General features: G+C 68.6%; 29 protein-coding genes. 13 read left to right on the forward strand and 16 right to left on the reverse strand.

From position 1 onward, the window contains the following. Nucleotides 1-32 precede the first annotated feature (32 nt). The 5 genes from B5X82_RS08655 to B5X82_RS08670 all read left to right on the forward strand — a co-directional run bounded on the left by B5X82_RS08655 (nt 33) and on the right by B5X82_RS08670 (nt 4,080). The gene (locus B5X82_RS08655; RefSeq protein ID WP_079647752.1) at nt 33-1,142 is read left to right on the forward strand and encodes an 8-amino-7-oxononanoate synthase; all 1,110 of its coding nucleotides are present in this window, start codon (nt 33-35) and stop codon (nt 1,140-1,142) included. Then, nucleotides 1,139-1,768 (forward strand): dethiobiotin synthase, encoded by a 630-nt coding sequence (bioD, locus tag B5X82_RS08660; protein WP_079647753.1) that lies wholly within the window; start codon nt 1,139-1,141, stop codon nt 1,766-1,768. Before B5X82_RS08655 ends, bioD begins: the two co-directional genes overlap by 4 nt. Further along, nucleotides 1,765-3,018, forward strand: coding sequence for an adenosylmethionine--8-amino-7-oxononanoate transaminase (locus B5X82_RS08665; protein ID WP_079647754.1), 1,254 nt, complete (start codon nt 1,765-1,767; stop codon nt 3,016-3,018). The genes bioD and B5X82_RS08665 overlap by 4 nt, the downstream gene beginning before the upstream one ends. After that, on the forward strand, nt 3,015-3,149 hold the full coding sequence (locus B5X82_RS27220) for a hypothetical protein (protein ID WP_268878221.1): 135 nt from the start codon (nt 3,015-3,017) through the stop codon (nt 3,147-3,149). Before B5X82_RS08665 ends, B5X82_RS27220 begins: the two co-directional genes overlap by 4 nt. A gap of 61 nt (nt 3,150-3,210) precedes the next feature. Further along, a complete protein-coding gene (locus B5X82_RS08670) occupies nt 3,211-4,080 on the forward strand; it encodes a lysozyme family protein (protein WP_079647755.1) in 870 nt (289 codons plus the stop codon). A 49-nt stretch (nt 4,081-4,129) separates the two neighbouring features. Here B5X82_RS08670 and B5X82_RS08675 read toward each other — a convergent pair whose 3' ends face one another. From B5X82_RS08675 to B5X82_RS26735, 14 genes are all read right to left on the reverse strand, one after another. Beyond that, complete coding sequence (locus B5X82_RS08675; RefSeq protein ID WP_079647756.1) at nt 4,130-5,128, reverse strand: flagellar motor protein MotB; 999 nt, start codon at nt 5,126-5,128, stop codon at nt 4,130-4,132. A 30-nt stretch (nt 5,129-5,158) separates the two neighbouring features. Beyond that, on the reverse strand, nt 5,159-6,022 hold the full coding sequence (motA, locus tag B5X82_RS08680; protein WP_079647757.1) for a flagellar motor stator protein MotA: 864 nt from the start codon (nt 6,020-6,022) through the stop codon (nt 5,159-5,161). 113 nt (nt 6,023-6,135) lie between these two features. Then, nucleotides 6,136-6,993 carry a flagellin gene (locus B5X82_RS08685; protein ID WP_079647758.1) on the reverse strand — a complete coding sequence of 286 codons (858 nt, stop codon included), beginning with the start codon at nt 6,991-6,993 and terminating at the stop codon, nt 6,136-6,138. A gap of 12 nt (nt 6,994-7,005) precedes the next feature. Next, a complete protein-coding gene (gene flgK, locus B5X82_RS08690) occupies nt 7,006-8,358 on the reverse strand; it encodes a flagellar hook-associated protein FlgK (protein ID WP_079647759.1) in 1,353 nt (450 codons plus the stop codon). Beyond that, the gene (locus B5X82_RS08695) at nt 8,355-8,714 is read right to left on the reverse strand and encodes a rod-binding protein (RefSeq protein ID WP_079647760.1); all 360 of its coding nucleotides are present in this window, start codon (nt 8,712-8,714) and stop codon (nt 8,355-8,357) included. The genes flgK and B5X82_RS08695 overlap by 4 nt, the downstream gene beginning before the upstream one ends. Then, nucleotides 8,711-9,814 carry a flagellar basal body P-ring protein FlgI gene (locus tag B5X82_RS08700; protein ID WP_079647761.1) on the reverse strand — a complete coding sequence of 368 codons (1,104 nt, stop codon included), beginning with the start codon at nt 9,812-9,814 and terminating at the stop codon, nt 8,711-8,713. Before B5X82_RS08700 ends, B5X82_RS08695 begins: the two co-directional genes overlap by 4 nt. A gap of 26 nt (nt 9,815-9,840) precedes the next feature. Next, nucleotides 9,841-10,524 (reverse strand): flagellar basal body L-ring protein FlgH, encoded by a 684-nt coding sequence (locus tag B5X82_RS08705; protein WP_079647762.1) that lies wholly within the window; start codon nt 10,522-10,524, stop codon nt 9,841-9,843. Continuing rightward, complete coding sequence (flgG, locus tag B5X82_RS08710; RefSeq protein WP_079647763.1) at nt 10,505-11,293, reverse strand: flagellar basal-body rod protein FlgG; 789 nt, start codon at nt 11,291-11,293, stop codon at nt 10,505-10,507. Before flgG ends, B5X82_RS08705 begins: the two co-directional genes overlap by 20 nt. A gap of 22 nt (nt 11,294-11,315) precedes the next feature. Then, nucleotides 11,316-12,059, reverse strand: coding sequence for a flagellar basal body rod protein FlgF (locus B5X82_RS08715; protein ID WP_079647764.1), 744 nt, complete (start codon nt 12,057-12,059; stop codon nt 11,316-11,318). Nucleotides 12,060-12,088: 29 nt separating this feature from the next. Next, complete coding sequence (locus B5X82_RS08720; protein ID WP_079647765.1) at nt 12,089-13,396, reverse strand: flagellar hook protein FlgE; 1,308 nt, start codon at nt 13,394-13,396, stop codon at nt 12,089-12,091. A gap of 22 nt (nt 13,397-13,418) precedes the next feature. After that, nucleotides 13,419-14,099, reverse strand: coding sequence for a flagellar hook assembly protein FlgD (locus B5X82_RS08725; protein WP_079647766.1), 681 nt, complete (start codon nt 14,097-14,099; stop codon nt 13,419-13,421). Continuing rightward, on the reverse strand, nt 14,096-14,500 hold the full coding sequence (gene flgC, locus B5X82_RS08730; RefSeq protein ID WP_079647767.1) for a flagellar basal body rod protein FlgC: 405 nt from the start codon (nt 14,498-14,500) through the stop codon (nt 14,096-14,098). The genes B5X82_RS08725 and flgC overlap by 4 nt, the downstream gene beginning before the upstream one ends. Before the next feature lie 3 nt (nt 14,501-14,503). Further along, nucleotides 14,504-14,851, reverse strand: a complete 348-nt coding sequence (gene flgB, locus B5X82_RS08735) for a flagellar basal body rod protein FlgB (RefSeq protein ID WP_011952114.1) — start codon at nt 14,849-14,851, stop codon at nt 14,504-14,506. Between the two features lie 44 nt (nt 14,852-14,895). Next, nucleotides 14,896-15,069 carry a hypothetical protein gene (locus tag B5X82_RS26735; RefSeq protein ID WP_176152509.1) on the reverse strand — a complete coding sequence of 58 codons (174 nt, stop codon included), beginning with the start codon at nt 15,067-15,069 and terminating at the stop codon, nt 14,896-14,898. Nucleotides 15,070-15,113: 44 nt separating this feature from the next. On the opposite strand from B5X82_RS26735, the gene B5X82_RS08740 reads away from it, so the two are divergent. From B5X82_RS08740 to B5X82_RS08760, 5 genes are all read left to right on the forward strand, one after another. Next, nucleotides 15,114-15,800 (forward strand): motility protein A, encoded by a 687-nt coding sequence (locus tag B5X82_RS08740; protein WP_079647768.1) that lies wholly within the window; start codon nt 15,114-15,116, stop codon nt 15,798-15,800. After that, nucleotides 15,797-16,297: a flagellar motor protein MotB gene (locus tag B5X82_RS08745; RefSeq protein ID WP_079647769.1), complete on the forward strand. Its 501-nt coding sequence runs from the start codon at nt 15,797-15,799 to the stop codon at nt 16,295-16,297. Before B5X82_RS08740 ends, B5X82_RS08745 begins: the two co-directional genes overlap by 4 nt. Nucleotides 16,298-16,463: 166 nt before the next feature. Then, nucleotides 16,464-17,039 carry a flagella basal body P-ring formation protein FlgA gene (locus B5X82_RS08750; RefSeq protein ID WP_079647770.1) on the forward strand — a complete coding sequence of 192 codons (576 nt, stop codon included), beginning with the start codon at nt 16,464-16,466 and terminating at the stop codon, nt 17,037-17,039. A 71-nt stretch (nt 17,040-17,110) separates the two neighbouring features. Beyond that, entirely contained in the window at nt 17,111-17,389 is a 279-nt protein-coding gene (gene flgM / locus B5X82_RS08755) for a flagellar biosynthesis anti-sigma factor FlgM (protein WP_235862635.1), read from the forward strand. Continuing rightward, a complete protein-coding gene (locus B5X82_RS08760) occupies nt 17,386-17,703 on the forward strand; it encodes a hypothetical protein (RefSeq protein WP_079647772.1) in 318 nt (105 codons plus the stop codon). The genes flgM and B5X82_RS08760 overlap by 4 nt, the downstream gene beginning before the upstream one ends. Here the strand turns inward: B5X82_RS08760 and B5X82_RS08765 are convergent. Then, nucleotides 17,682-18,614, reverse strand: a complete 933-nt coding sequence (locus B5X82_RS08765) for a DMT family transporter (protein ID WP_079647773.1) — start codon at nt 18,612-18,614, stop codon at nt 17,682-17,684. The genes B5X82_RS08760 and B5X82_RS08765 overlap by 22 nt on opposite strands. Nucleotides 18,615-18,630: 16 nt before the next feature. Then, complete coding sequence (locus B5X82_RS08770) at nt 18,631-19,926, reverse strand: O-acetylhomoserine aminocarboxypropyltransferase/cysteine synthase family protein (RefSeq protein ID WP_079647774.1); 1,296 nt, start codon at nt 19,924-19,926, stop codon at nt 18,631-18,633. A 216-nt stretch (nt 19,927-20,142) separates the two neighbouring features. On the opposite strand from B5X82_RS08770, the gene flhA reads away from it, so the two are divergent. From flhA to B5X82_RS08785, 3 genes are read left to right on the forward strand one after another with little or no spacing between them, the layout of a single operon-like run. Beyond that, nucleotides 20,143-22,290: a flagellar biosynthesis protein FlhA gene (gene flhA, locus B5X82_RS08775; protein WP_079647775.1), complete on the forward strand. Its 2,148-nt coding sequence runs from the start codon at nt 20,143-20,145 to the stop codon at nt 22,288-22,290. Continuing rightward, nucleotides 22,287-23,144: a MinD/ParA family ATP-binding protein gene (locus B5X82_RS08780; RefSeq protein ID WP_079647776.1), complete on the forward strand. Its 858-nt coding sequence runs from the start codon at nt 22,287-22,289 to the stop codon at nt 23,142-23,144. Before flhA ends, B5X82_RS08780 begins: the two co-directional genes overlap by 4 nt. Continuing rightward, nucleotides 23,134-23,862 (forward strand): sigma-70 family RNA polymerase sigma factor, encoded by a 729-nt coding sequence (locus B5X82_RS08785; protein WP_079647777.1) that lies wholly within the window; start codon nt 23,134-23,136, stop codon nt 23,860-23,862. Before B5X82_RS08780 ends, B5X82_RS08785 begins: the two co-directional genes overlap by 11 nt. Nucleotides 23,863-23,864 lie beyond the last annotated feature (2 nt).

Raw genomic sequence — 23,864 nt, forward strand, 5'->3', positions numbered from 1 at the left:
CGGACGGGGAAACAGGCGTTAGGGGCTGCGCCATGTCGATCCTCGACGCCCATCGCGAAGCTCTCGCCCAGATCGCCCGGCGTTCGCGCACCCGCAGCCTGATCCCGCGCGCGGGCCACGACTTCGCCTCGAACGACTATCTGGGCCTGTCGCGATCGGCCGAGCTGCGCGCCGCCGTCGCCACCGCGCTCGACCGCGGTGTTGCGATCGGCGCGGGCGGGTCGCGGCTGCTGCGCGGCAACGATCCCGAGCATGAGGCGCTGGAGATCGAGGCCGCGGCCTTCTTCGGCAGCGAAGCGAGCCTGTTCTTCTCCTCGGGCTTCGCCGCGAACAGCGCGATCTTCTCGACCCTTCCGGGCGGCCGCGACCTGATCGTCCACGATGCGCTGATCCACGCCAGCGCGCATGAGGGGATGCGGCTCGGCCGCGCGGCGACGGTCGCCGCCCAGCACAACGACGTCGGTGCCTTCGCCGACGCGATCGCCCGCTGGCGCGCCGGGGGGAACAAGGGCCGCGTCTGGATCGCGGTCGAAAGCCTCTACAGCATGGACGGCGACAAGGCCCCGCTTGCCGAGCTGGCGGCGCTCGCCGATCGCGAGGAGGCCTTCCTGCTGATCGACGACGCCCATGCCGTCGGCGTCTTTGGCGGCGACGGTCGGGGCCTCGCCGACGGTCTCGACGGCCGCGAGAACGTCGTCGTGCTGCGGACCTGCGGCAAGGCGCTGGGCTGCGAGGGGGCGCTGGTCTGCTGCCCCCGTGTCATCGCCGACATATTGATCAACAAGGGACGCGGCTTCATCTTCTCGACCGCGCCCTCGCCGCTCGCCGCCGCCGCCGTCCGCGCCAGCCTCAACCTCGTCCGCGCCCAGCCCGAACGGCGCGAGCGGCTCGCCCGGCTCGTCGCCTTCGCGGGCGAGCGACTGCCGCCCAGCGGATCGCAGATCGTCCCCGTCATCCTCGGCGACGACGCCCGCGCCATGGCGGTCGCTGCCGGACTCCAGCGGCGCGGCTTCGACGTCCGCGGCATCCGGCCACCGACCGTGCCGACCGGCACCGCCCGGCTGCGCATCTCGCTGACCCTCAACGTCGACGAGGCCGCGGTCGCGGCCCTCGCCGACGCCGTCACGGAGCTGACCGCATGACCCGCGCGATCGTCGTCACCGCCACCGACACCGACGTCGGCAAGACCGTCTTCTCCGCCGGGCTCGCCGGCATGCTCGACGGCTGCTACTGGAAGCCGGTGCAGGCCGGGCTGGCCGATGGCACCGACAGCGACACGGTGCGCCGCCTGTCCGGCCTCCCCGACGATCGAGTCCTGCCCGAGGCCTATCGCCTCGAAACCCCCGCCTCGCCGCACCATGCCGCGGCGATCGACAATGTCGTGATCGATCCCTCGCTACTCGCGCCGCCGCCCTGCGACCGGCGGCTGGTGATCGAGGGCGCGGGCGGGCTGCTGGTGCCGCTGGCGGGCGGGCTGCTGTTCGCCGACATCTTCGCGGGCTGGCGGTTCGAGACGGTGGTGGTGGCGCGGACCGCGCTCGGGACGATCAACCACAGCCTGCTGACGATCGAGGCGCTGCGCGCGCGCGACATCCCGATCCTCGGCATCGCCTTCATCGGCGATCCGCAGGAGGAGAGCGAGCGGACGATCGCCGCGATCGGCGGCGTCCGGCGGTTGGGCCGCCTGCCCCGGCTCGACCCGCTCGACGCCGGTACCCTCACCGCCGCCTTCGCCGCCGCCTTCTCGCCCGAGGATTTCGCCCCATGAGCTCGCCCGTCTGGCACCCCTTCACCCAGCACGGCCTGGACGAGGAGATTCCGCGGATCGAGCGGGCGGAAGGCGCCGTGCTCCACGCCGCCGACGGCCGCCGCTATGTCGACGCGATCTCGTCCTGGTGGGTGACGACGCACGGCCATTGCAATCCCAGGATCATGGCCGCGATCCGCGCCCAGACGGAGAAGCTCGACCAGCTGATCTTCGCCGGCTGGACCCACGAGCCGGCCGAGACGCTGGCGCGCGCGCTGGTCGACATCACCCCCGCCGGGCTCGACCATGTCTTCTTCTCCGACAGCGGATCGACGAGCGTCGAGGTGGCGCTGAAGATGGCGCTCGGCACCTGGCTCAACCGGGGCAAGCCGCGCCACCGCATCGTCGTGATGGAGCACAGCTACCATGGCGACACGATCGGCGCGATGTCGGTTGGCGAGCGCGGGGTCTACAACCGCGCCTACCAGCCGCTGCTGTTCGACGTCGACACCCTGCCCTTCCCGACCGGCGACGGCGACCGGACGATCGCCGCGCTCGAGGCGATCTGCGCACAGGACCCGCCGCCCGCCGCGCTGATCGTCGAGCCGCTGATCCTCGGGGCCGGGGGGATGCTGATCTATCCGCCGCACGTGCTGAAGGCGCTGCGCGACATCTGCGCGCGGGAGGGGGTGCTGTTCATCGCCGACGAGGTGATGACCGGCTGGGGCCGCACCGGCATGCTCTTCGCCTGCCAGCACGCCGGGGTGAAACCCGACCTGATGTGCCTGTCCAAGGGACTGACCGGCGGCGCGATCCCGCTGGCGGCGACGCTCGCGACGCGGGACATCTTCGACGCGCACCTGTCGCAGGACCGCGCGACGATGTTCTTCCATTCGTCGAGCTACACCGCCAACCCGATCGCCTGCGCGGCCGCCAACGCCAATATCGCGATCTGGCAGGAGGAGCCGGTGCTCGACCGGATCGGCGCGCTCGTCCACCGCCAGGCGCGGCGGCTCGATCGGCTCGACCATCCCTTGATCGTCGGCAAGCGCCAGCTCGGCACGATCACGGCGATGGAGTTCGTCGATCCCTATGGCGACTATCTGTCGGCGATGGCGCCGATGCTCGGCCGCTTCTTCCGCGATAACGGCCTGCTGCTCCGGCCGATGGGCAACACCATCTATGTGATGCCGCCTTATTGTATAGACGATAAGGACCTCGACGCGATCTACGACGCGATCCTCGCGGCAGCGCTGGAGATGGCAGCATGAAGAAGCAGATCGTCGCCGCGATCCTGCTGCTCGTCCTGTTGCTGCCGATGTTCGCGGGGATCAGCCGGATCAAGCGCCTGCCACGCGCGCCGAACAAGGACGACGAGGGTTCCGACGACAGCGCCGTCTGAGCCGCAACCCTTCGTTAACCATGATCAGCGATAATTAAGGGGTGTTAACAGGACCCCTCTCATGAGCCTGCCGGGCTTCGGCCGCGTCGAGCGGGAGGCCGGCGTGCGCGGGGCGATCGGCCGCGCGGCGCAGCGGGTCGGGGTCGACTTCACCTATCTGCTCAACCAGGCGCGCTCGGAGAGCGGGCTGAACCCGAACGCCCAGGCGCGATCGAGTTCGGCCGGCGGGCTGTTCCAGTTCATCGACCAGAGCTGGCTCGGCGCGGTCAAGATGTACGGCGCGAAGCACGGCCTCGGCTGGGCCGCCGACGCGATCAGCCGGCGCGGCGACGGGAGCTGGAAGGTCGACCGCGCGGTGCGCGACCAGGTGATGGCGCTCAAGAACGACCCCGACGCCTCTTCGCTGATGGCTGCCGAGTTCGCGAGCGACAACGCCGACGGGCTGAAGGCGTCGCTCGGCCGCCAGCCGCGCTCGGCCGATCTCTATTTCGCCCACTTCCTGGGCCTCGAAGGCGCGACCCGTTTCCTCAAGGCCGCCGACGCGCGCCCCGACGCCAGCGCCGCCGCGCTCTTCCCGCGCGAGGCGCGCGCCAATCGCTCGATCTTCTACGACGGCGGCGGCAACGCCCGATCGCTGTCGCAGGTCTATGCGCTGATGGCGAAGAAGATCGACGACAATGGCGCGCCGCCGAACGCCACACCCGCGAAGCCCGGCGACGCCTTCGGCGCCGACACGCTCCGCCTTGCCTATGCGAAGGAGGTGTTCGAGGGCGACGGCAAGGCGACCCCCGACACCAGCGAGATGCTGGCGATGATCGGCAACCAGCGGCTCAACCTGCTCAAGCCCAATCCCGCAAATGCGAGGCTCGCCTATATGATGCTCGCCGCCGACGGCAACGGCAGCATCACCGACACCAGCCTCGACGCCTGACGGCGTTCCCGCGTCACCGAAAGCGTAACCGTTTGGGACGAATGGACTGTTAGTGTCCGGCGTCCTGCTTCCCTGCCTTGCGCGCCGCGATCTGCGCCAGCCCGGCGGCGGGCATCGCGGTCGGGTCGCTCGCACCGCCTCCCGCCATCAGGTCGACCGGTCCCTCGGCGGTATCCCCCGCCGACCAGGCCAGGGTAATCGACATGCGCCGGTTGCGCGGATCATAGGGATCGCCCGCGACATAGGGCTCGCGATCGGCGACGCCCTCGATCCGCGCGAAGCGGGTGTTGGCGACGCCGAAGTCGGAAAGGGCGCGACGGGTCGCCTCGGCCCGCGCGGCCGAGAGCGTCCAGTTGTTGACGGTGCGGCCCTTGGAATAGGGCATCGCATCGGTATGCCCGCGCACGATCACCGAATTGTCTGCGAAATTGGTCACCTCGGCGACCTGTTTCATCAGCGCGCGCGCTTCCGGCGAAAGCTCGTCGGTGCCCGACCGGAACATCGCGAAGTCGGCCTGGTCCACCAGGTCGATCCGCAACCCCTCGCGCGTCTCGACCATCCGCACATTGTGCATCATCTTCGCAAGCTTGGGATCGGCCGCCATCTTCGCCTGAAGCAGCAGCTTGAGCTTCTGGAAGGCCGCGCGATCGCGTGACTTGGCCGCACCGGCCCCCTCCTTCTCGCCGCCCGACGCATCCTTGGGGATGCTGATCGACTTCGACCCGGTCTGGGCCGCGCGGTGCGGGTAATTGTCCTTGTCGACCACCGACTCGCCGCCGAAGATGCCGTTGGAGCCGGCGCTCTTCTCCTTGAACTGGACCATCGTCGGCGTGAAATAGTCAGCGATGCCCTTGCGCTGCTTCTCGTTGGTCGCGCCGAGGATCCACATCAGCAGGAAGAAGGCCATCATCGCCGTCACGAAGTCGGCATAGGCGACCTTCCAGGCGCCGCCATGATGGCCGCCATGACCTTCCGCGATGATCTTCTTGATGATGATCGGGCGGGGTTCGGGCTCGTTCCTGCCGCGCTTCGTGGGCGATTGCGCCATGGTGGAGGCGTTCCTCTATGCGCCGTGGGCTCAGCGGCCGCGCATGCCGTCGAACACGTCGGCGAAGGCGGGCTGGTTGACATGGGTGATGCCCGAGCGGGCGGCTTCGATCACCAGCGGCAGCGGGTGGCCGTGCAGCGAGGCGATGATGATCTGCTTGACGACGCCGTAGATGGCGGCGTCGGCCTCGATCACCTGGCGACAGCGGCCGGCGAAGGGGCCGACGATGCCATAGGCGAGCAACACGCCCAGGAAGGTGCCGACCAGCGCCGAGCCGATCATCGCGCCGAGGATCGCCGGCGGCTTGTCGATCGAGCCCATCGTCTTCACCACGCCGAGAACGGCCGCGACGATGCCGAGCGCGGGCAGCGAGTCGGCGAGGTTCTGCATCGCGTCGGCGGGCTTGATCTCGTCATGGTGGTGCGTCTTCAGCGCGTTGTCCATGACGTCCTCGACCGCCATCGGATCGAGCGTGCCCGAGGAGATGACCACCAGACGCAGCGTGTCGGTGATCATGTGGATCAACGTATCGTCCTTGAGCAGCTTCGGATATTCGGCGAACAGGGTCGAGCTCTTGGGGTCCTCGATATGCGGCTCGAGCGCGACGGGTCCCTCGGTCCGCAGCTTCTTCATCAGCGTCGAGACGAGGAAGATGACGTCGAGATAGTCCTTCTTGTTATACCTCGGCCCCTTGAAGACCTTGGCGAAGCCGCCGCCGAGCGCCTTGAGCTCCTTCATCGAGTTGCCGGCAACGACCGCGCCGAGCGCGGCGCCGCCGATGATCAGCATCTCGTGCGGGATGGCATGCAGCACGGGTTCCAGGTCGCCGCCGGTGAAGGCGAATCCCCCGAACACCATGGCGAAGAGAATGACCAGGCCGATGCCAGCAAACATGAACGCTTACTCCCAGGAATTCCGTCGGGTCCGGGTCCGGCGGCCCGTCCCTCCCCCATCACCGTTAACGGCACGAAAAGCAGATGCTTTATCCATGCCGCGTCACCTCGGCCCTACCGTAGAAAATCAAACAAGGTGTTGCTGTTGACCTTGGCGAAGGCGGCCTGCGCGGCCTGCAGCGTCAGGGTCTTGGCGTTGAGCTTCATGATCGCCGCCGCGACGTCGGTGTCCTCGAGCGAGCTGCGTTCCTCGGCGAGCTGGGTCGAGACGCCTTCGAGCGTGTCGGCCGCGACGTCGAGCTGCTGGGCGCGGACGCCCTGCGCGGCGCGCTGGTCGGTGACGTGCTGGACCGCGACGTCGATGTCCGACAGCGCGATGTCGGCGGCGGCGCGACGCGCTGTGGCGTCATCGGTGGAGATCGCATCGATCGCGGTTCCGATCACATCGTCGAGATCGCCGGTGCCATGGGTATAGGCGATGCCTTCGAACACGGTCGAGCGCTGCGCCGTCGCCGCCAGCCGCACCGTCGACGACACCGATATCTGCAGCGGGGCGTCGGTCGGGAACAGCGGCTGGCCGGTCGGCGTGGTCGCGGTGGAGATGTTGCTGAGCGCGGTGCGCAGCGATTGCAGCTCCAGCACCATCGCCGCGCGATCGGCGGGTGAGGCCGAATCCGACCGCCCGGCAAGCGTCAGCTCCTTCACGCGATTGAAGATGTCGGCCATGTTGCCCATCTGCGTGTCGACCTGCGCGGCGACCGACTGCGCGGTCTGGATGTTGCGCGACCAGGTGACCTGGTCGGCCTGCACGCGGCGCAGCTCGGCGATGCGAGCCGCCGAAATCGGATCGTCGGACGCCTTCTGCACCTTCTTGCCGGTCGAGATCTCGGTCTGGGCGCGGGCGATCTCCTCGCCCAGCTTCGCCTGCCGGTTGATTTGCGCAATGGCGCTGTAGCGGGTCGCGGAGATCACCGGTCAATCCTTCTAATTGAACAAGCCCAGGATTTCCTGGAGGGTTTCGCGAGCGATCTGGATGATCCTGGCCGAACCGTTATAGGCCTGCTGGAACCGCAGGAGCTGGGCCGCCTCGACATCGAGATCGACGCCCGTGACGTCGTCGAGCTGCTGGTAGGCGCCGTCGCGCTGGGACGCGGTCGCCGACTGTTCCGCCTTGGCGGCCGACACGCTCTGCGCATGCGCCGAGACCAGCTGCGACCATTGCGCCTCCGGTCCGCTGGCATTGCGATAGTCCTTCAGCGCAAGCGCGTTGCCGTTGGCGACGCCGCCTTTCGCGGCGGCGATCTTCGACAGGTCGGTGGTCGCGACCTCCAGCGTGTCCGCGGTGGTGCCGGTGATCAGTGCCGCGCCCGGATCGCCATTACGGTCGACGCCAGCGGCGTTCCATTCGTTGATTACCTGCGCGAAGCGGCCGGCGATCGTGTCGAGCGCTTCTCGGCGCGAGGCGATGACGTTGGCGGCGTCGGCGAGCCCGGCGAGCGCGCCCGACTGCGGATTCATCGCCATCTCGCCGCCGAAGCCGGAGGCGATCAGCGAGAACCGGCCGCTGTCCGACGCGACCAGGCCGACATAGCCGGCATTGGTGCTGGCGGCGTCGACCAGGGTGACGGTGCTGTCGCCGAGCAGCTTGACCGTGGCACGGCCGTCATCCTCCAGCTTCACGTCGATGCCGACGGTGTTGGAGATGCTTTGCAACACCTGGTCACGCTGGTCCTGGAGCAGCGCCTGCCCCGACGATCCCTCGCCGGCGCGGCGCAACGCCGAATTGATCTGCACCAGCGTGCGCAGGTCGTCATTGAGCTTGGCGACGCTGTTCTGCGCCGCGGTCGAGACGCCGTCCCCCGCCGAGCGCAGCGCGGTCGAGGTGGTCTTGAACTGGTTCACCGCATTGCCGAGTGCGGTCAGCAGGGTCAGCCGGTTGGTGTCGCTGCTGACGTCGGCGCTCATCGCCTCGGCGGCGGTGAACACGCTCGACATCTTCACGCCCAGGCCGACGTCGGAATCGTCGAGCGCCGCCTCGGCGGTGTCGAGCCAGGTCGCCTTCGCGTCGGCGCGAGCCGCCTCCGAATTGGCGAAGCGCGCATAGGTGCTGCGATAATTGTCGAAGATGCGCTGGACGCTGCCCGCCTCGACGCCGCCGAACACGGCGGACGAACGGTAGAGATAATTGTTCGACGACGAGACTGCGGACTCGTTGAGCACCACCTTGCGGCGGCTATACCCCTCGGTCTCCGCGTTCGAGACATTCTCGCCGACCGTGGCCAACGCGGTTCGATAGGCGACGACGCCCGAGCGGCCGATCTGAAGAAGATCGCTCATCCGCTCGCCCCGTCAGCCTTGGCAGCGTCGGCCGACACCGCCGGATCGGCCGATCCGGTCGTGGCGGCGGGCTTTGCCACGCGCGCCTGGAACTGGCGGACGAGCAGGTCGGCGATGCCGATCGCGCCCTTGTTCGCGAGTTGGTCGGCGAGGTTCGAGTCCTGCATGTCGCGGAACTGGTCGGTCGCGTCGCTTCCGAACAGATCGTCATCGCACAGCTTCGCGTCGCGGGTCGACTTGAGCATCTGGCGAGTGAAGATCGCCTCGAACTGCTTCGCGGCGGCCTTGAGCTGATCGAGCTCGCTCGCCTTGGGATCGGCGAGCGCGCCGATCTTCGCGGAAACGCTGCCGATCATAGCACCACAAGCTCCGCCTTCATCGCGCCGGCCTGCTTGAGCGCCTCGAGGATCGCGACCAGGTCGGCCGGCGAGGCGCCAATCGCATTGACCGCCTTGACGATGTCGGCCAGCGACGCGCCGGGATTGAACTCGAACATCGGCCGGGCCTCCTGCTCGACATTGATCGCGCTCGACTGCTGGACGGCGGTCTGCCCGCGCGAGAAGGGCTGCGGCTGGATGATCTGCGGCTTCTCGTCGACCTGGACGGTCATCTTGCCATGGGTGACGGCGACGGGTGCGATCCGCACGGCGCCGTTGATCACGACGGTGCCGGTGCGCGCATTGACGACGACGCGCGCGGGAGCCTCCGCCGTGTCGACTTCCAGATTCTCGATCCGACTCATCAGCGCGGTGCGGACCTCCGCGCCCTGCGGCGCGTCGATAGTGATGGTGGTGGCGTCGATCGAGCGGGCGATCGGCTGGCCGAGCCGGCCGTTGATCGCGGCGGCGACGCGCTGCGAGGTGGTGAGGTCGCCCTCCGCCAGGTCGAAACGGAGCTGCGGCGTGGTCGCGAAACCGGCGTCGACGCTGCGCTCGACCGTCGCCCCGCCGGGAATGCGGCCGGCGGTCGGCACGTTGATCGTCAGCTTGGAGCCGTCGGCGGCGTCGATACCGAGTCCGCCGACCGCGAGATTGCCCTGCGCCATCGCGTAGATCTGGCCGTCGGCGCCCATCAGCGGCGCCATGATCAGCGTGCCGCCGCGCAGCGACTTGGCCTTGCCCAGCGCCGAGATGGTGACGTCGAGGCGCTGGCCGGGCTTGGCGAAGGCAGGCAACTCGGCGGTGATCATCACCGCCGCCGCATTCTTGAGCGCCGGGTTGACGCCGGCCGGAAGCTGCAGGCCGAAGCGCGAGGCAACCCCCTTCATGCCGAGGGTCGAATAGTCGAGGCTGTCGTCACCCGTTCCCGCCAGGCCGACGACGATCCCGTAGCCGGTGAGCTGGTTCGCGCGCAGGCCCGCGAAGCTGCCGATGTCCTTGATCCGTTCGGCATGGCCCGCCCCCGCGATGGCGAGGCCGGAGAAACAGAACAGGGCGGTGATCAGGGCGCGGAACATGAACGGCCAATCCTCGAAATTCTTAATCAGAATGGACTCAAGATGGAAAAGAAACGGTTAAGCCATCCCTGCCGCGAGCCGCGGGCGATCTCGCCCTTGCCCGAATAGGTGATGCGGGCGTCGGCGACGCGCGTCGACGGAACCCGGTTGTCCGGGCCGATGTCGGCCGCGCGGATCAGGCCGGTGACGGCTATGTTCTCGTCACCGCGGTTGAGCGTCAGCAGCTTCTCGCCGCGCACCAGCATCGTCCCGTTCGGATAGACCCGGACGATCGAGACGCTGATCTCGCCGTTGAGCTGGTTCGACTGGGCGGCGGCGCCCTTGCCGGTGAAGCTGCTGCCCCCGCTCGCGCCGACGTCCGTCGGCTTGAACAGCGACAGCGGCCCGGTGGCCGGCGGGGTCAGGCCCAGCTCGCCCGAGCGGTCGGTCGACGCGCTGTTCGACTTGGCCGCCTGGGTCCGTTCGACCAGCGTGATCGTGACGATGTCCCCAACCATCGCGGCGCGCGCGCCGTTGGTGAGCGCCGAATAGCCGTTGGCGGCCTGGTAGATCGCACCGTTCGCCTGCGGCGGCAGCGGTTCCGCGGCGAACACCGGCGAATAGTCGATGTCGCGGGCGCGCTTGCGGGCAAGCGCCGGATCGGCGGCGGCCGCGAGCGACAGCGCCGCGAGCGCCCCGAGCAGGAGGGCCTTAGAGGTTCTGGTTGACATATTGCAGCATCTGGTCGGTGGAGGAGATCATCTTGCTGTTCACCTCATAGGCGCGCTGCGTCTCGATCATGTCGACAAGCTCCTCGACGATGTTGACGTTCGAGGATTCGAGCGACGATTGCTGGATCGTGCCGCGCCCGTCGATGCCGCCGGGGCCGGTCTGCGGTTGGCCCGACGCGGCGGTCTCGGTCAGGATGTTGTTGCCCTCGGCCTGGAGGCCGGCCGGGTTGGAGAAGCGCGCCAGCTCGATCTTGCCCAGCTCGGTGGAGCTGGTCTCGCCGGCCTGGGTCGCGCTCACCGTGCCGTCGGCGGCGATCGTCAGGTTGGTCGTGTTCTCGGGGATCTGGATCTGCGGCTGGAGCTGATAACCGTCGGCGGTGACGATCGTGCCGTCGTCCGAGCGGTTGAAATTGCCGTCACGGGTATAGCCGGTCCGGCCATCGGGCAGCAGCACCTGAAAATAGCCGTCGCCCTGGATCGCCATGTCGAGCGGATTGCCGGTTTCCTGCAGCGCGCCCTGGGTCTGGATCTTGGCGGTGCCGTTGATCTGGACGCCGGTGCCGAGATTGGTGCCGGTCGCGAATTTGGTCGACTCCGAAGAAGCGGCGCCAGGCGCCGTCATCGCCTGATAGGCGAGCGTCTCGAAGCTGGCGCGGTCGCGCTTGAAGCCGGTGGTGTTCACGTTCGCCAGGTTGTTGGCGATCACCTGCATGCGCATGTTCTGGGCATCGAGGCCCGTGCGCGCGACGTGCAGTGCTGCATTGCTCATGGCAAGCTACTCCGTTCTAAACTCAATCAAACCGCATCAGATCGGCGGACGCCTTGTCGATATCCTGGGCCGAGCTCATCATCTTGACCTGCATGTCCCAGTCCCGGCTCGCCTCGATCATGTCGATCAGCGTGGTCGAGACGTTGACGTTCGATCCCTCGATCGCGCCCTGCCGCACCGCCGCCTGGGGATCGGCGCCCAGCGTGCCGCCGCTCAGCGGGCGGAACAGGCCGTCAAGACCCTTGGCGACCGCGCTGCCATTCGTCGACACCAGCTTGAGCCGGTCGACGATCTGCATCTGGGTCGGGTCCCCGCCCTGCGGCACGATCGAGATCGTGCCGTCGCCGGCGATCACCAGCTTGTCGTAGGGCGGCAGGGTGATCGGCCCGCCGTCGCCGAGGACGGGCATCCCGTCGCCGGTGGTCAGCAGCCCGCTGTCGCCGATCTGGAGATCGCCGCGGCGGGTATAGGCCTCGTCGCCCTCGCGGCTCTGCACCGCGAGCAGCGTGTCCTTGCCCTGGAGCGCGACGTCGAGGTCCCGGCCGGTCTCGTTGATCGTGCCTTCGCTCATGTCGGCCGAGGTGACCTCGCCCGAATTGGTCGCGCGGCTGTCGAACCCGTCGCCCTTGAGCCACAGCGCCGTGCTCGAGCTCATCTCGCCGCGGAAGCCCACGGTGTTGGCGTTGGCGAGGTTGTTGGCGGTCATCGTCTGACGCGCCATCGCCGATCGCATCGCCGAAAGGGAGCTGTAGATCAGCTTGTCCATGGCCGGGGTCCCTTAATCGTCGCTCAAGATCAGGTGCGCAGGTTGACGATCGTCTGGGTCATGGTGTTGGCCGCCTCGATCGTCTTGGCATTGGCCGAGAAATTGCGCTGCGCCTGGATCAGTGCGACCAGCTCCTCGGTGATGTCGACATTGGCCTGCTCCAGCGCGCCCGACTGGATCTGGCCGGTGCCGTTGCTGCTCGCCTCGCCGATGATCGGTTCGCCCGACAGGCCGGTGGCACCCCACTTGCTGTCGCCGAGCTGGCGCAGCCCCTCCGGATTGGAGAAGTTGGCAAGGATGATCTTGCCCAGCGCCTGGCTGTCGCCATTCGAGAAGGTCGCGACGATCAGGCCGTCCGCGCCGACCGAGACATTGTCGAGCTGGCCGGCGGCATAGCCGTCCTGATCGAAGCTGGTCAGCGTGAAGGGCGAGGCCGCCATCTTGGTGCTGCCGCTGTAGGTCAGGCTGAACTCGAGCGGGGCCGAGGCGCCGTTCGGGGTCAGCGGGCCGAGATTGATGGTGCCGGACGGGGCGGTCTTGGCACCGGTCCCGTCGAAGGTCAGCGTCAGCGGCGCGGGCTGCGTCGCGGCCGAGCTGTCGTAGCTGATCTCGGTGTCGCCGATGAAGGTGTGCGCAGTCCAGTTGGTGTCGGTGGTGGTGCCGCTCGGAAGGTTCTCGCGCACATAATAGGTGGTCATCGGGAAGGCGTTGCCCGCCGCGTCATAGACCGTGGTGGTGGTCGACTGGTTGTAGCTGTTCGGATCGGTGCGGTCGAACTTGTAGGGGTTCGACGTGCTGTAGGTCGACCGGGTCGCGGGCACGTCGCCCGCCGACGGGAAGGTCACCGACAGGTCGATCGTCTGGGTCGCCTTCGAGGTGCCCGAGGTGAGTGGGAGCTGGATCGAGCGCGCCGAGCTGAGCCCGGTCGCGGTGACGGCGCCCTTGGTGTCGGTCGGCAGCACCTGCAGATAGGCGCCCGCGGAGTCGGTCAGGAAGCGGTTGGCGTCGACGCTGAACGCGCCGTTGCGGGTGTAGCTGACCTGTCCGTTCGAATTGGACGCGCGCGTCACGAAGAAGCCCTGGCCCGAAATGGCGAGGTCGAGCGAGCGCTCCGACGATTCGAGGCCACCCTGGGTGAACTGCTGGGCGATGCCGCGCAGGCGGGTGCCCTGGCCGGCGATGCCCGAGCTTTGCATCGGCGAGGAGGAGACGAGGTCGCCGAACTCCGTGCCGCTGCGCTTGAAGCCGGTGGTGCCGACATTGGCGATGTTGTTCGAGATGACGGCGAGGTCGGTCTGCGAGGCCTTGAGGCCGGAAAGCGCGGTGTAGAAGGACATGGGGTTTGCTCCGTTACCGAAATCAGGAAAGCTGAAGGGCGTCCGCCGGGTCGAAATTGCCCAGCGGGGTGACGATCTTGGTGGAACCGCTGGCCGGCGAGCTGACGCTCGCCACGGTGGCCCAGCTCGACGTGACGATGTCGGTCATCGCCTTGGCCTCGCCGTCCTTGGCGGAGGCGACGATGGTCAGCGGGCCGGCGACGGGATTGCCGTCCTGGTCCTTGCCGTCCCAGTAGAAGGGGACGTCGCCGGCCGGCACGTTGGTGGCGCTGCCGGTGTAGACCACGGTGCCGGAGCCATCGACCAGGCTGATGTCGACCCGCGAGGCCGCGTCCGGCAGCGTGACGTTGCCGGCGAACGAGCCGTCGGCCAGCGCGCTCGCCGCCTTGGACGGCAGCAGCGCCGCCTTGCCGATCCAGTTGGCGGCATCGGCGACGCGCGACTGCTGGAGGCTCTGGACCATCGACTTGAGCGACTGGTTCATCTCGGCGATGCCGGTGGTCTGGGAGAATTGCGCCATCTGCGCGACCATCTGGGTGTTGTCGACCGGGTTGAAGGGGTCCTGCGTCTGCATCTGCGTGGTCAGCAGCTTCAGGAAGTCGTTCTGGCTGAGCGACTCGTTGCTCTTCTTGGTGGTCGTCGTGGTCGAGCCCTTCGTCGAGCCCAGGCTGTCGAGATAGCTGTTACCGGTGGATATCGTCATTTGCCGAGCCTCAGCGTATCGAGGGTGAGCGTCTTGGCGGTCTGCATGACCGAGACGTTGTTCTGGTACTGGCGCGCGGTCTCCATCATCTCGACCAGCTCCTGCGCCTGGTCGACGCCCGCTTCCCAGACATTGCCGTCCTTGTCGGCCTTGGGATGGTTGGGATCGTAGCGCTTGGTCGGCTCGATGTTGGAGGCGACCACCTGGTCGACCTTGACCGTGGCGACGCCGGGGGAGTCGGTGACCGAGGAGAATACCGGCTTGATCGCGCGGAACGCCTCGGCCTTGCTGCCCGCGACCGACCCCGCATTGGCGAGGTTCGAAGCCGAGGTGTTGAGCCGGACCATCTGGGCCGACATGGCGCGACCGGCGATGTCGAAGACGGAGAGGTTGCCCGCCATGGCTTATTCTCCCTTCAGCGCCTGCATGACCGTGCCGATCCGGCCTTCGAGGAAGGACAGCGTGGTCTTGTAGCGCAGGGCGTTCTCGGCGAACTGGTTCTGCTCGGTCGACAGCTCGACGGTGTTGCCGTCGAGCGAGGTTTCGAGCGGGACGCGATAGCCGATATGGGCGTCGGCGGCCTGCGCCGCGCTCATCCCGTCGGTCGCGTCGGACAGCGCCTTCTGGAAATCGATGTCGCGCGCCTTGTAGTTCGGCGTGGCGGCATTCGCGATGTTGGACGCCAGCATCGACAGGCGCTGCGACCGCAGCTCCAGTGCCTTGCCGTGGATCCCGAAAAGCGGATCAGCCATTTTTTCGCTTCACCTTCTAAAGTCCCGTCAGGGGCGGCCGTTAATCATGTTCGAACAGGCTCGACGGCTGCCTTGGCCACCACCCAAGCAACTGCCGTGCCAAACATGGTTAACGGGGCGATCACCCCCGAAATTTCTGCGATCTGACGCGGAACCGGCAGGTCTTTGCCGGAGGCGGCAGCTTTTTGCCGGTCGATCTTGCCGGGTTCGTTAGCCATGTTCGGCAACGGTCCCTTGACCGGTCTCGGGCATTGGGGAAACGATGGTCCTGCTTCAACAAATCGCCCGATATATCGACCCGACGGCGATCGGGATCGTGTTCGGCGGGACCCTGCTCACCACCGCCTTCCGCGCGACCCGCGCCGATATCGGCCGCGCTTTCTCCTCGCTTTCGCTGCTCGGCCGGGCCGATCCCAACGCCGATGCCGCCGCCGCCCGCGTCTCGGTGAGCCGCATCCGCGAACTGGCCGAGGTCCGCAGCCTCGCCTGCGTCGACCGGGTCGAGACCGCCCAGCGCTTCCTGCTGCGCGCCGCGCGCGAACTGTCCGATGCCCGAGGCGCGGCCGACTTCGTCCGCTGGGCCAGCGCCGACATCGAGGCCCGTCGCCAGCGCCACCAGGGCGTGATCGGCGTATGGCGCGCGATCGCCGAGACGGCGCCGGCGATGGGCATGATCGGTACCATCATCGGCCTGGTCCAGATGTTCGCGCATATGGAGGACCCGGCGGCGATCGGCCCGGCGATGGCGGTGGCGATGCTCACCACCCTCTATGGCGTGATCCTGTCCTCGGCGGTGGCAGGGCCGATCGCAGGCCGGCTGGAAACCCTCTCCGACGCCGAACTCGCCTGGCAGACCGCGGCATGCCGACAGCTCGAGCTGCTCGCGCGCGAGGAACTGGACAGCCTGCCCCCCGCGATCGTCCGCCCGAACCTGAGGACCGTGCTATGAGACGCGAGATCTCGCAGCGCTGGGTGCTCAGCTTCGCCGACCTTGCCCTCCTCCTCCTCGCCTTCTTCGTGCTGATGCAGGCGCAGGCCGCAGACCGGCTCAAGCTGGCGGCGGGCATCCGCGACGCGTTCGGCGGCGACGGCGCGGGCGGCGCTTCGAGCACCGACCTCCAGGGCTTCGCCGCCGCCGCGATCTTCGAGAGCGGCGAGGCGATCCTCAAGCCCGGCGCGATCCAGCGACTGAAGGCGATCGGCGCCGCCGCCGCCAAGGCCGGGGCGCGGGTCGTCGTCGCCAGCCAGGGCCGCGACGGCCAGTCGGCCCGGCTCGACAGCTGGGAGCTGGCGGCGGCGCGCGCCACCGCGGTCGCCCGCGCGATCCGCTCCGGCGGACTGGCCGACGCGATGATCGAGATCACCCTGCCGCCGATGCGCGCCAGCGACTCCGCCCGGGGCCAGCGCATCTCGGTCCAACGGCTTTCGGGGCCTCCGCCCCGATGACGGTCCCCCGGCGGGCGAGCCGGGTTCCCACGACGGGCGCTCCTGTCTCTGTGCTGGCCGCAGGACGCCCGGGAACCCGCCGCCCGCCGGGGTGATCCCCCTCCCGCCGATATGGTAAGCGCGACGTTAACCAAATCTTTGCTGTTGGGCGGATAGGCTCGGCAGCATGAACCGGAACCTGCCCACGACGCGCATCGCCTTTCGGCCCCTGGCGCTGGCCGCCGCCGCACTCGGCGTCGCGGCCCCGCTCGCCGCGCAGAGCGCCCTGCCGCCCGCGCAGGACCTCGGCCAGCTCGAACGCATGGTGGTCGCCTCGGTCGGCGCCGAGGTCGGCGCGCCCGGTGGCCCGCTGGCGCCGATCGACCGCCGCATGCGGCTCGCCGCCTGCCCCGGCGCGATCCAGATCGACCCGCCGAGCGCCAGCTCGGTCACCGTGCGCTGCACCACCTCCGGTTGGCGCCTGCGCGTGCCGCTGATGCGTGCCGGCATGGCGATGAACGCGGGCGGCGCAACCGGCGGCGGCTATGACGGCGGCACCGCCGCGGCCAACGCTGCGGTTCGCAAGGGCGATCCCGTCCAGCTCGTCGCCCAGGGACCGTCCTTCTCGATCAGCATCGACGCGACGGCGATGGAGGATGCCGATATCGGCCGTCGGGTGAGGGTCGCAACCGCTTCGAAAGGCTCGACAATCTTCGCGGAAGTGATCGATGTCGGCCGAGTCCGCCTGATCGGATTTAAATAAATTCGAAACCTGTCGTTATCATCGGCACAGGTGGAATCGCGGCCCTCGGGCCAGGAATGAAAGGAATGGTCATGATCAATGGGGTAGGACAGGCCAGCCCGACCCGCATCGGTCAGGCGAAGGACGAGACGGTGAAGCCGCTGGCGTCGCCGGCCCCGGTGGAGTCCGCCGGCAGCGCGCCGGTCGCGGCGCCCTCGCTCGTCGCCGCGCTCGCGGAAGCCGGACCGCCGGTCAACAGCGAGAAGATCGAGGCGATCCGGCAGGCGATCGCGTCCGGCCAATATCCGATCGACGCCAAGGCGATCGCGGCGAAGATGATCGCGCTCGACCTGCCCGGCGCGTCCAAATGACGAACCCGGTCGTCGAAGCTCTGATCGTGTCGAGCGAGGCGTTGATCGCCGCGCTCGACACGCACGACATCGACGCCATCGAAGCGGCGCTGCCGGCTCTGGCCCGCAGCGTCGAGGCGCTCGACACGCTCGACCGCCGCACCCTGTCCCCGGAGCTCCGCGCCCGGCTTGAAGAGGCGATGCGGATCGCCGACGGCGCCCGCGCCCGCGTCCGCTATCTGGTGGACCGGACCCGCCAGCGGATCGACCTGCTCGCCATGGCGGCCGGCCGGTTCGACTGTACCCCCGCGACCTACGGCCGCCCCGACCGCTGATCGGGCGGGCGGTCCGGACGCATCCAGGCGCCGAGCAGGATACCGCCCAGGATCAACGCCATGCCGGTCAGGTGGTAGGCATGGAGCTTCTCCCCGAGCAGCCCCGCCGCCAACAGCGCGCCGAACAGCGGCATCAGCGTGATCGTCTGCCCCGCTGGCCCCGCGCCCAGATCATGAACCGCCGCATTGTAGAGCATATAGGCGGCGAGCGACGGCAGCAGCGCGACATAGGCGAAGGCGCCGACCGCCCCCCAGCCCATCACGACCCGCGCGCCGCGCGCCCATTCGAGTATCGCCAGCGGCGCCATCGTCGCGATACCGATCAGGAAGGCGACGAACAGGAAGCTGAGCGGATGGCTGGCCGGCCGCAGCCGCAGCAGGCTGGTATAGGCCGCCCAGCCCACCACCCCGCACAGCACCAGCAGGTCGCCGATGTTGAGCCCGATCGACAGGATCGCGGACGGATCGCCGCGCAGCACGATCAGGATCACCCCGGCGATCGACAGCAGCACCACCGCCATCTGCGCGAGCGTAGCGCGTTGGCCGAACAGCATCCGGTCGAACAGCAGCACCAGCGCCGGGATCGCCGCCTGGAGCAACAGGCCATTGGTGGCGGTGGTATATTGGAGCCCGGCATAGACGAAGCCGTTGAACGCCGCGATGCCGACCAGGCCGAGCAGCAGCACGACCTTCCACTGTGCCGCGAGCAGCGCGCGATCGGCGCGGAGGTGCTTCCACGCGAAGGGCGCGAGCACCAGTGCCGCCCCGCTCCAGCGGACCAGCGCCAGGGTGAAGGGCGGGACCGCGCCCTGCACCGCCCGGCCGACGATGAAGTTGCCCGACCAGAACAGCATCACCGCCGCCAGCGTCGCATAGGAATAGAGCGGCGTGCGCCGCCGGTCGGTCGTCATCACGAGCGTGTGTCGATCAGCCGGCCGTCTGGAGCGCCTGGTCGAGATCGGCGAGGATGTCGTCGATATGCTCCAGCCCGATCGACAGGCGGACATAACCGGGCGAGACGCCGGCCGCCGCCTGTTCCTCGGCCGAGAGCTGCGAATGGGTGGTGCTGGCCGGATGGATCGCCAGGCTGCGCGCATCGCCGATATTGGCGACATGGTAGAAGAGGCGCAGCGCATCGATGAAGCGGCGCCCGGCCTCGACCCCGCCGGCCAACTCGAAGCCGAGCAGGCCGCCCTGCCCGCCCGTCAGGACGCGATCGGCGCGCGCGCGGGCGTCGCCGGTCTGGACCGAAGGATGGATGACCCGGGTCACGCCGGCGCGATTCGACAGGAATCGCACCACCGCCAACGCGTTCTCGCAATGGCGAGGCATGCGCAGCGGCAGCGTCTCCAACCCCTGCAGGATCTGGAAAGCGTTGAACGGCGACAGCGCCGCGCCGAGATCGCGCAGCAGGACCGTCCGGGCGCGCAGGATATAGGCGATCGGTCCGAGCGGCTTGGCCGCCTGCGCCCAGACGGCGCCATGGTAGCTCGGATCGGGCGTGTTGAGATTGGGCTGCCGATCGGGGAAAGCCTCCCAGTCGAAATTGCCGCCGTCGACGATGACGCCGCCGATCGAGGTGCCGTGCCCGCCGATATATTTGGTGGTCGAATATACGACGATCGCAGCGCCATGGTCGAGCGGCCGGGCGATCAGCGGCGCGGCGGTATTGTCGACGATCAGCGGAATGCCCATCGGCCGACCGGCGGCGGCGAGCTCGGCGATCGGACAGACGACCAGCTTGGGATTAGGCAGCGTTTCGACATACCAGGCGCGGGTGCGGTCGTCGGAGGCGGCGACGAAGCCTTGCGGATCGGCCGGATCGACGAAGCGCACCTCGATCCCCATGTCGCGCAGCGTGTTCGCGAACAGGTTCCAGGTGCCGCCGTAGAGGTCGGTGCCGGCGACGATATTGTCGCCCGCGCGGGCGAGGTTCTGGATCGCATAGGCCGAGGCGGCCTGCCCCGATGCGACCGCCAGCGCCGCCGCGCCGCCTTCGAGCGCGGCGATGCGGTCCTCGAGGATCGCCGTCGTCGGGTTGCCGATGCGGGTGTAGATGTTGCCCAATTCCTCCAGAGCGAACAGCCGCGCGGCATGGCCGGCGTCATGGAACTGGTAGGAAGTCGTCTGGTAGATGGGCGGCGCCACCGCTCCCGTCGTCGGATCGGCGCGCCAGCCGGCGTGCAGCGCCAGGGTCTCGGGGCGGTAAGCGGGCTTGTCCATCGGTGGCGTCTCCTTTCGCGCCGGTCTGGCTCAGACTTGTCGCCTTGTCGAGGCGGAGGGCGATCTTCACCATTCCTAACTCAAAATTAACCACGTTCCGCGCATTGCTCATCCCGCATTCACGCGAGGATCATCGAGGATCGCATGTCGGTTACACGGAATATCCCCGATTCACGCAGGTCCGGGCACCCGCTTCCCGGCGGGAGGGACTGAGTCATGGCCGCTCCCCACTCCGTGACTCGCAAGCTCTGGGCGATGACCGGCAAGAGCGCGATCCTGCCGCTCGCGACGCTGATGCTCGTCGGCCTGATGGTGATCCCGGTGCCCAGCTTCGTGCTGGACATGGGCTTCATCGCCAACATCATGATCTCGCTGGCGGTGCTGATGGTGGCGCTCAATGCCGCCAAGCCGCTCGATTTCTCCTCCTTTCCGACCGTGCTGCTGTTCGCGACGCTGCTGCGCCTGTCGCTGAACGTCGCCTCGACCCGCGTCGTCCTGGTCGACGGGCACACCGGCCCCGCCGCCGCCGGCCACGTCATCGAAAGCTTCGGCAATTTCCTGATCGGCGGCGACTATGCGGTCGGCCTGTTCGTGTTCGGCATCCTGATGGTGATCAACCTCGTCGTGATCACCAAGGGTGCCGGCCGCGTCTCGGAAGTGTCGGCGCGCTTCACCCTCGACGCGATGCCCGGCAAGCAGATGGCGATCGACGCCGACCTCAACGCCGGCCTGCTCACCCCAGAGGAAGCCAAGGCCCGCCGCCAGGAGGTCGCCACCGAGGCCGACTTCTACGGATCGATGGACGGTGCGTCGAAGTTCGTGAAGGGGGACGCGGTCGCCGGCGTGCTGATCCTCGTCATCAACATCTTCGGCGGCCTGATCCTCGGCACGCTGAGCCACGGCCTGTCGCTGAGCGAGGCCGCGTCGACCTACATCATCCTGGCGATCGGCGACGCGCTGGTCGCGCAGGTCCCGGCGCTGCTGCTGTCGATCGCCGCCGCCGCGATCGTCACCCGCGTCTCCTCCCCGCTCGACCTGTCGGGCCAGATCACCAGCCAGTTCGGCTCGGCCCGCGCCTGGACGCCGGTCGCAGCGATCCTCGGCCTGCTCGGCATCGTGCCCGGCATGCCGCACATGATCATCCTGTCGGCCGCCGCCGTCGCCGGCTTCGTCGCCTGGAAGCTGTCGAAGATGAAGAAGGCCGAGCAGGCGATCGAGGTCGCCGCCGCCGAGGCCGCCAACGCGCCCGCCCCGGTCTCCCCGAACAGCATCGACTGGAACGAGATCTCGGACGGCTCGGCGCTGGGCCTCGAACTCGGCTACGGCCTGGTCGGGCTGGTCGACGAGCGCAAGGGCGCGCCGCTGATGGCCCGGATCACCGGCATCCGCCGCCAGCTCTCGCGCGAGATGGGCTTCGTTATCCCGCTCGTCCGCGTCCGCGATAATCTCAGCCTGCCGCCCAACGCCTATCGCATCACCGTGGCCGGCGTGATCATGGGCGAGGACGAATGTTTCCCCGAGCAGCTGCTGGCGCTCGACAGCGGCGACCTGGAGGGCCGGGTCGAGGGCCGCGAATGTCGCGACCCGAGCTTCGGCCTCGAAGCCGTGTGGATCAGCCCCGACAGGCGCGGCGACGCGATCGTCGCGGGCTATACGGTGGTCGATCCGGCGACCGTGGTCGCGACCCACCTGAACCAGGTGATCGCCGCCACCGCCGCCGACCTGTTCGGCATGGACGAGGCGCAGCGCCTGCTCGACGCGCTCAAGGAGGCCGCGCCGCAGCTCGTCGCCGGCCTCACTCCGCAGCCGCTCAGCCTGGCGCAGATCGCCTCCGCCTGCCGCGCGCTGCTCGCCGAGGGCGTTCCGCTCAAGGATTTCCGCCGCATCGCCGAGGCGATGGTCGACGCGGCCGGCCAGTCGGCCGACGGCCTCTCGCTGGTCGAGAACATCCGCTCGCGGATCGGCGCGCTGATCGTCCAGACGCTGGTGCCGGTGAAGATGCCGCTGCCGGTCGTCACCCTCGACGCCGGACTCGAATCGCTGCTGGCCCAGGCGGTCCGTACCTCGCCGGGCGCCAGCCATCCGTTCGAGCCGGCGCTCGCCAACCGCATCGTTTCGGCGATCTCCGAAGCCGCGATGCCGCTGGTCAACAGCGCGACCCGCTTCGCGATCGTGACATCGCCGATCGCGCGCCGCGCGCTGGCGCGGCTCCTCAAGCCGCACCTGCCCGAGACCCCGGTGATGTCCTTCCTCGAGATTCCCGACGGCAAGGCGGTCGAGGTCGCGGCGGTGGTCGGCGGCGGCCCCGCCAACAATGGTAGCGCCGGCGCGCTGAGCGCCCGGCCGATGGAGACGGCAGAATGACCCTCGCCTGGCCCAACGTCACCGAGCTGCCCGGCACCGCCGGCCAGGCGCGCAGCGCGCGCGTGATCAGCATCGCCTGCGGTCGCAGCGGCGTCGGCAAGACGACGATCGCGGCAAACCTGGCGCTCAGCCTGTCGAAGATGCGGCGCCGCGCGATGCTGGTAGACTGCGATCCCGGCCCGGCCGACGCGACCCGCATGATGGGTCTCGACCCGGCCCATTCGATCGACGACGTGGTCGGCGGCCGGCTGACCGTCGACGAGATCGTCGTCGACGGCCCCGAGGCGCTGTTCGTCGTCCCCGCCGGTCCGGCCGACCGGGCCGGCCGTGTCGACCTGTCCGCGCGGCTCAAGCTCGCCGACGCCTTCCGTCCGCACCGCCGCTCGCTCGACTTCGTGATCGTCGACACCCCCGGCAGCGCCGATCCCGACACGCTCGACATGGTCGCCTCTGCCGACCTGCCGATCGTCGTGCTGGCGCCCGATGCCGAGCGGTTCATGGATGCCTATGGCACGGTCAAGCTGCTCGCGCTGGAACATGACGTGCGCGAGATCGCGATCGTCACCAACCGCGTGGCCGACGAGGCGATGGGCCAGGAGCTGTTCCGCCGCTTCCGCGACGTCGCCGGCCGCTTCCTGACCGACGCGACGCTCAATCATCTGGGCGCCATTCCCCGCGACGACCGGGTGCTGACCGCCGCCGCGCGCCGTCGCCTGGTCGTCGATCAATATCCGCACGCGCGCGCCGCGCAGGCGATCGCGCAGCTCGGCCGCACGATCGACACGCTCGCCATCCCCGCCCGGCGCGGCGGCGACAGCTTCTTCGGGATGGAGGCGGTGTTCCGTGCTGGCTGAGAAGATCGACACGACGCTCACCTATGGCCGCAAGCCGCAGAAGACGCGGCCCGAGGACCTGGTCCGCGCGCACATGCAGCTCGTCCGCAAGATCGCCTGGCACGTCCATGGCCGGGTCTCGACCGCGATCGACGTCGAGGACCTGATCCAGATCGGCATGATCGCGCTGGTCGAGGCGGCGAACGGCTATGAGGATCGCGGCCACGCCTTCTCGACCTATGCGTCGATGCGGGTGCGCGGCGCGATGATCGACCATCTCCGCCGCCAGGCGGCGCTGACCCGGTCGGCGATGGCGAAGCGTCGCGCGCTGCTCACGGCCAAGGCCGATTTCGAGAAGAGGCACGGCCGCAGCCCCAGCGAGTCCGAACTCGCCCAGGCGCTCGGCCTCGACGGCGCTGCCTTCCGGGCGCTGCTCGACGAGACCGCGGCGACCTATCACGAGTCGATCGACGAGGTCTATTCGGACCAGTCGATGTGGTTCGCCGACGTCGAGGAACGCGTGGACCAGACGATCGAGCGCGAGGAGCTGGCGGGAGCGCTGGCCGAACATATCGCAGGACTGCCAGAGCGCGAGGCGATGGTCCTCCAGCTCTATTTCGTCGAGGAGATGAACCTCGAGGAGATCGGCCAGACGCTGGGCATCGGCGCCGCGCGCGTCTGCCAGATCAAGAAGGCCGCCCTCGACAAGCTGCGCGTGTCGCTGCGAGAGTGGGGTTGATC

It is taken from the genome of Rhizorhabdus histidinilytica (assembly GCF_900167915.1).
In the GTDB taxonomy this organism is placed as follows: domain Bacteria; phylum Pseudomonadota; class Alphaproteobacteria; order Sphingomonadales; family Sphingomonadaceae; genus Rhizorhabdus; species Rhizorhabdus histidinilytica.

What these genes read in the sequence shown, in the direction of transcription:
- B5X82_RS08670 (WP_079647755.1), top strand. Translation starts at nt 3,211, where the DNA reads ATGAGCCTGCCGGGCTTCGGCCGCGTCGAGCGGGAGGCCGGCGTGCGC.
- B5X82_RS08770 (WP_079647774.1), bottom strand. Translation starts at nt 19,926, where the DNA reads ATGGACAAGCCCGCTTACCGCCCCGAGACCCTGGCGCTGCACGCCGGC.
- flgM (WP_235862635.1), top strand. Translation starts at nt 17,111, where the DNA reads ATGATCAATGGGGTAGGACAGGCCAGCCCGACCCGCATCGGTCAGGCG.
- B5X82_RS08780 (WP_079647776.1), top strand. Translation starts at nt 22,287, where the DNA reads ATGACCCTCGCCTGGCCCAACGTCACCGAGCTGCCCGGCACCGCCGGC.
- flgC (WP_079647767.1), bottom strand. Translation starts at nt 14,500, where the DNA reads ATGGCGGGCAACCTCTCCGTCTTCGACATCGCCGGTCGCGCCATGTCG.
- B5X82_RS08665 (WP_079647754.1), top strand. Translation starts at nt 1,765, where the DNA reads ATGAGCTCGCCCGTCTGGCACCCCTTCACCCAGCACGGCCTGGACGAG.
- B5X82_RS08695 (WP_079647760.1), bottom strand. Translation starts at nt 8,714, where the DNA reads ATGATCGGCAGCGTTTCCGCGAAGATCGGCGCGCTCGCCGATCCCAAG.
- B5X82_RS08740 (WP_079647768.1), top strand. Translation starts at nt 15,114, where the DNA reads ATGGTCCTGCTTCAACAAATCGCCCGATATATCGACCCGACGGCGATC.
- B5X82_RS08700 (WP_079647761.1), bottom strand. Translation starts at nt 9,814, where the DNA reads ATGTTCCGCGCCCTGATCACCGCCCTGTTCTGTTTCTCCGGCCTCGCC.
- B5X82_RS08675 (WP_079647756.1), bottom strand. Translation starts at nt 5,128, where the DNA reads ATGGCGCAATCGCCCACGAAGCGCGGCAGGAACGAGCCCGAACCCCGC.
- flgK (WP_079647759.1), bottom strand. Translation starts at nt 8,358, where the DNA reads ATGAGCGATCTTCTTCAGATCGGCCGCTCGGGCGTCGTCGCCTATCGA.
- B5X82_RS08655 (WP_079647752.1), top strand. Translation starts at nt 33, where the DNA reads ATGTCGATCCTCGACGCCCATCGCGAAGCTCTCGCCCAGATCGCCCGG.
- B5X82_RS08750 (WP_079647770.1), top strand. Translation starts at nt 16,464, where the DNA reads ATGAACCGGAACCTGCCCACGACGCGCATCGCCTTTCGGCCCCTGGCG.
- motA (WP_079647757.1), bottom strand. Translation starts at nt 6,022, where the DNA reads ATGTTTGCTGGCATCGGCCTGGTCATTCTCTTCGCCATGGTGTTCGGG.
- B5X82_RS08715 (WP_079647764.1), bottom strand. Translation starts at nt 12,059, where the DNA reads ATGGACAAGCTGATCTACAGCTCCCTTTCGGCGATGCGATCGGCGATG.
- B5X82_RS08720 (WP_079647765.1), bottom strand. Translation starts at nt 13,396, where the DNA reads ATGTCCTTCTACACCGCGCTTTCCGGCCTCAAGGCCTCGCAGACCGAC.
- B5X82_RS26735 (WP_176152509.1), bottom strand. Translation starts at nt 15,069, where the DNA reads ATGGCTAACGAACCCGGCAAGATCGACCGGCAAAAAGCTGCCGCCTCC.
- flhA (WP_079647775.1), top strand. Translation starts at nt 20,143, where the DNA reads ATGGCCGCTCCCCACTCCGTGACTCGCAAGCTCTGGGCGATGACCGGC.
- B5X82_RS08745 (WP_079647769.1), top strand. Translation starts at nt 15,797, where the DNA reads ATGAGACGCGAGATCTCGCAGCGCTGGGTGCTCAGCTTCGCCGACCTT.
- bioD (WP_079647753.1), top strand. Translation starts at nt 1,139, where the DNA reads ATGACCCGCGCGATCGTCGTCACCGCCACCGACACCGACGTCGGCAAG.
- B5X82_RS08705 (WP_079647762.1), bottom strand. Translation starts at nt 10,524, where the DNA reads ATGTCAACCAGAACCTCTAAGGCCCTCCTGCTCGGGGCGCTCGCGGCG.
- flgG (WP_079647763.1), bottom strand. Translation starts at nt 11,293, where the DNA reads ATGAGCAATGCAGCACTGCACGTCGCGCGCACGGGCCTCGATGCCCAG.
- B5X82_RS08760 (WP_079647772.1), top strand. Translation starts at nt 17,386, where the DNA reads ATGACGAACCCGGTCGTCGAAGCTCTGATCGTGTCGAGCGAGGCGTTG.
- B5X82_RS08725 (WP_079647766.1), bottom strand. Translation starts at nt 14,099, where the DNA reads ATGACGATATCCACCGGTAACAGCTATCTCGACAGCCTGGGCTCGACG.
- flgB (WP_011952114.1), bottom strand. Translation starts at nt 14,851, where the DNA reads ATGGCTGATCCGCTTTTCGGGATCCACGGCAAGGCACTGGAGCTGCGG.
- B5X82_RS08765 (WP_079647773.1), bottom strand. Translation starts at nt 18,614, where the DNA reads ATGACGACCGACCGGCGGCGCACGCCGCTCTATTCCTATGCGACGCTG.
- B5X82_RS27220 (WP_268878221.1), top strand. Translation starts at nt 3,015, where the DNA reads ATGAAGAAGCAGATCGTCGCCGCGATCCTGCTGCTCGTCCTGTTGCTG.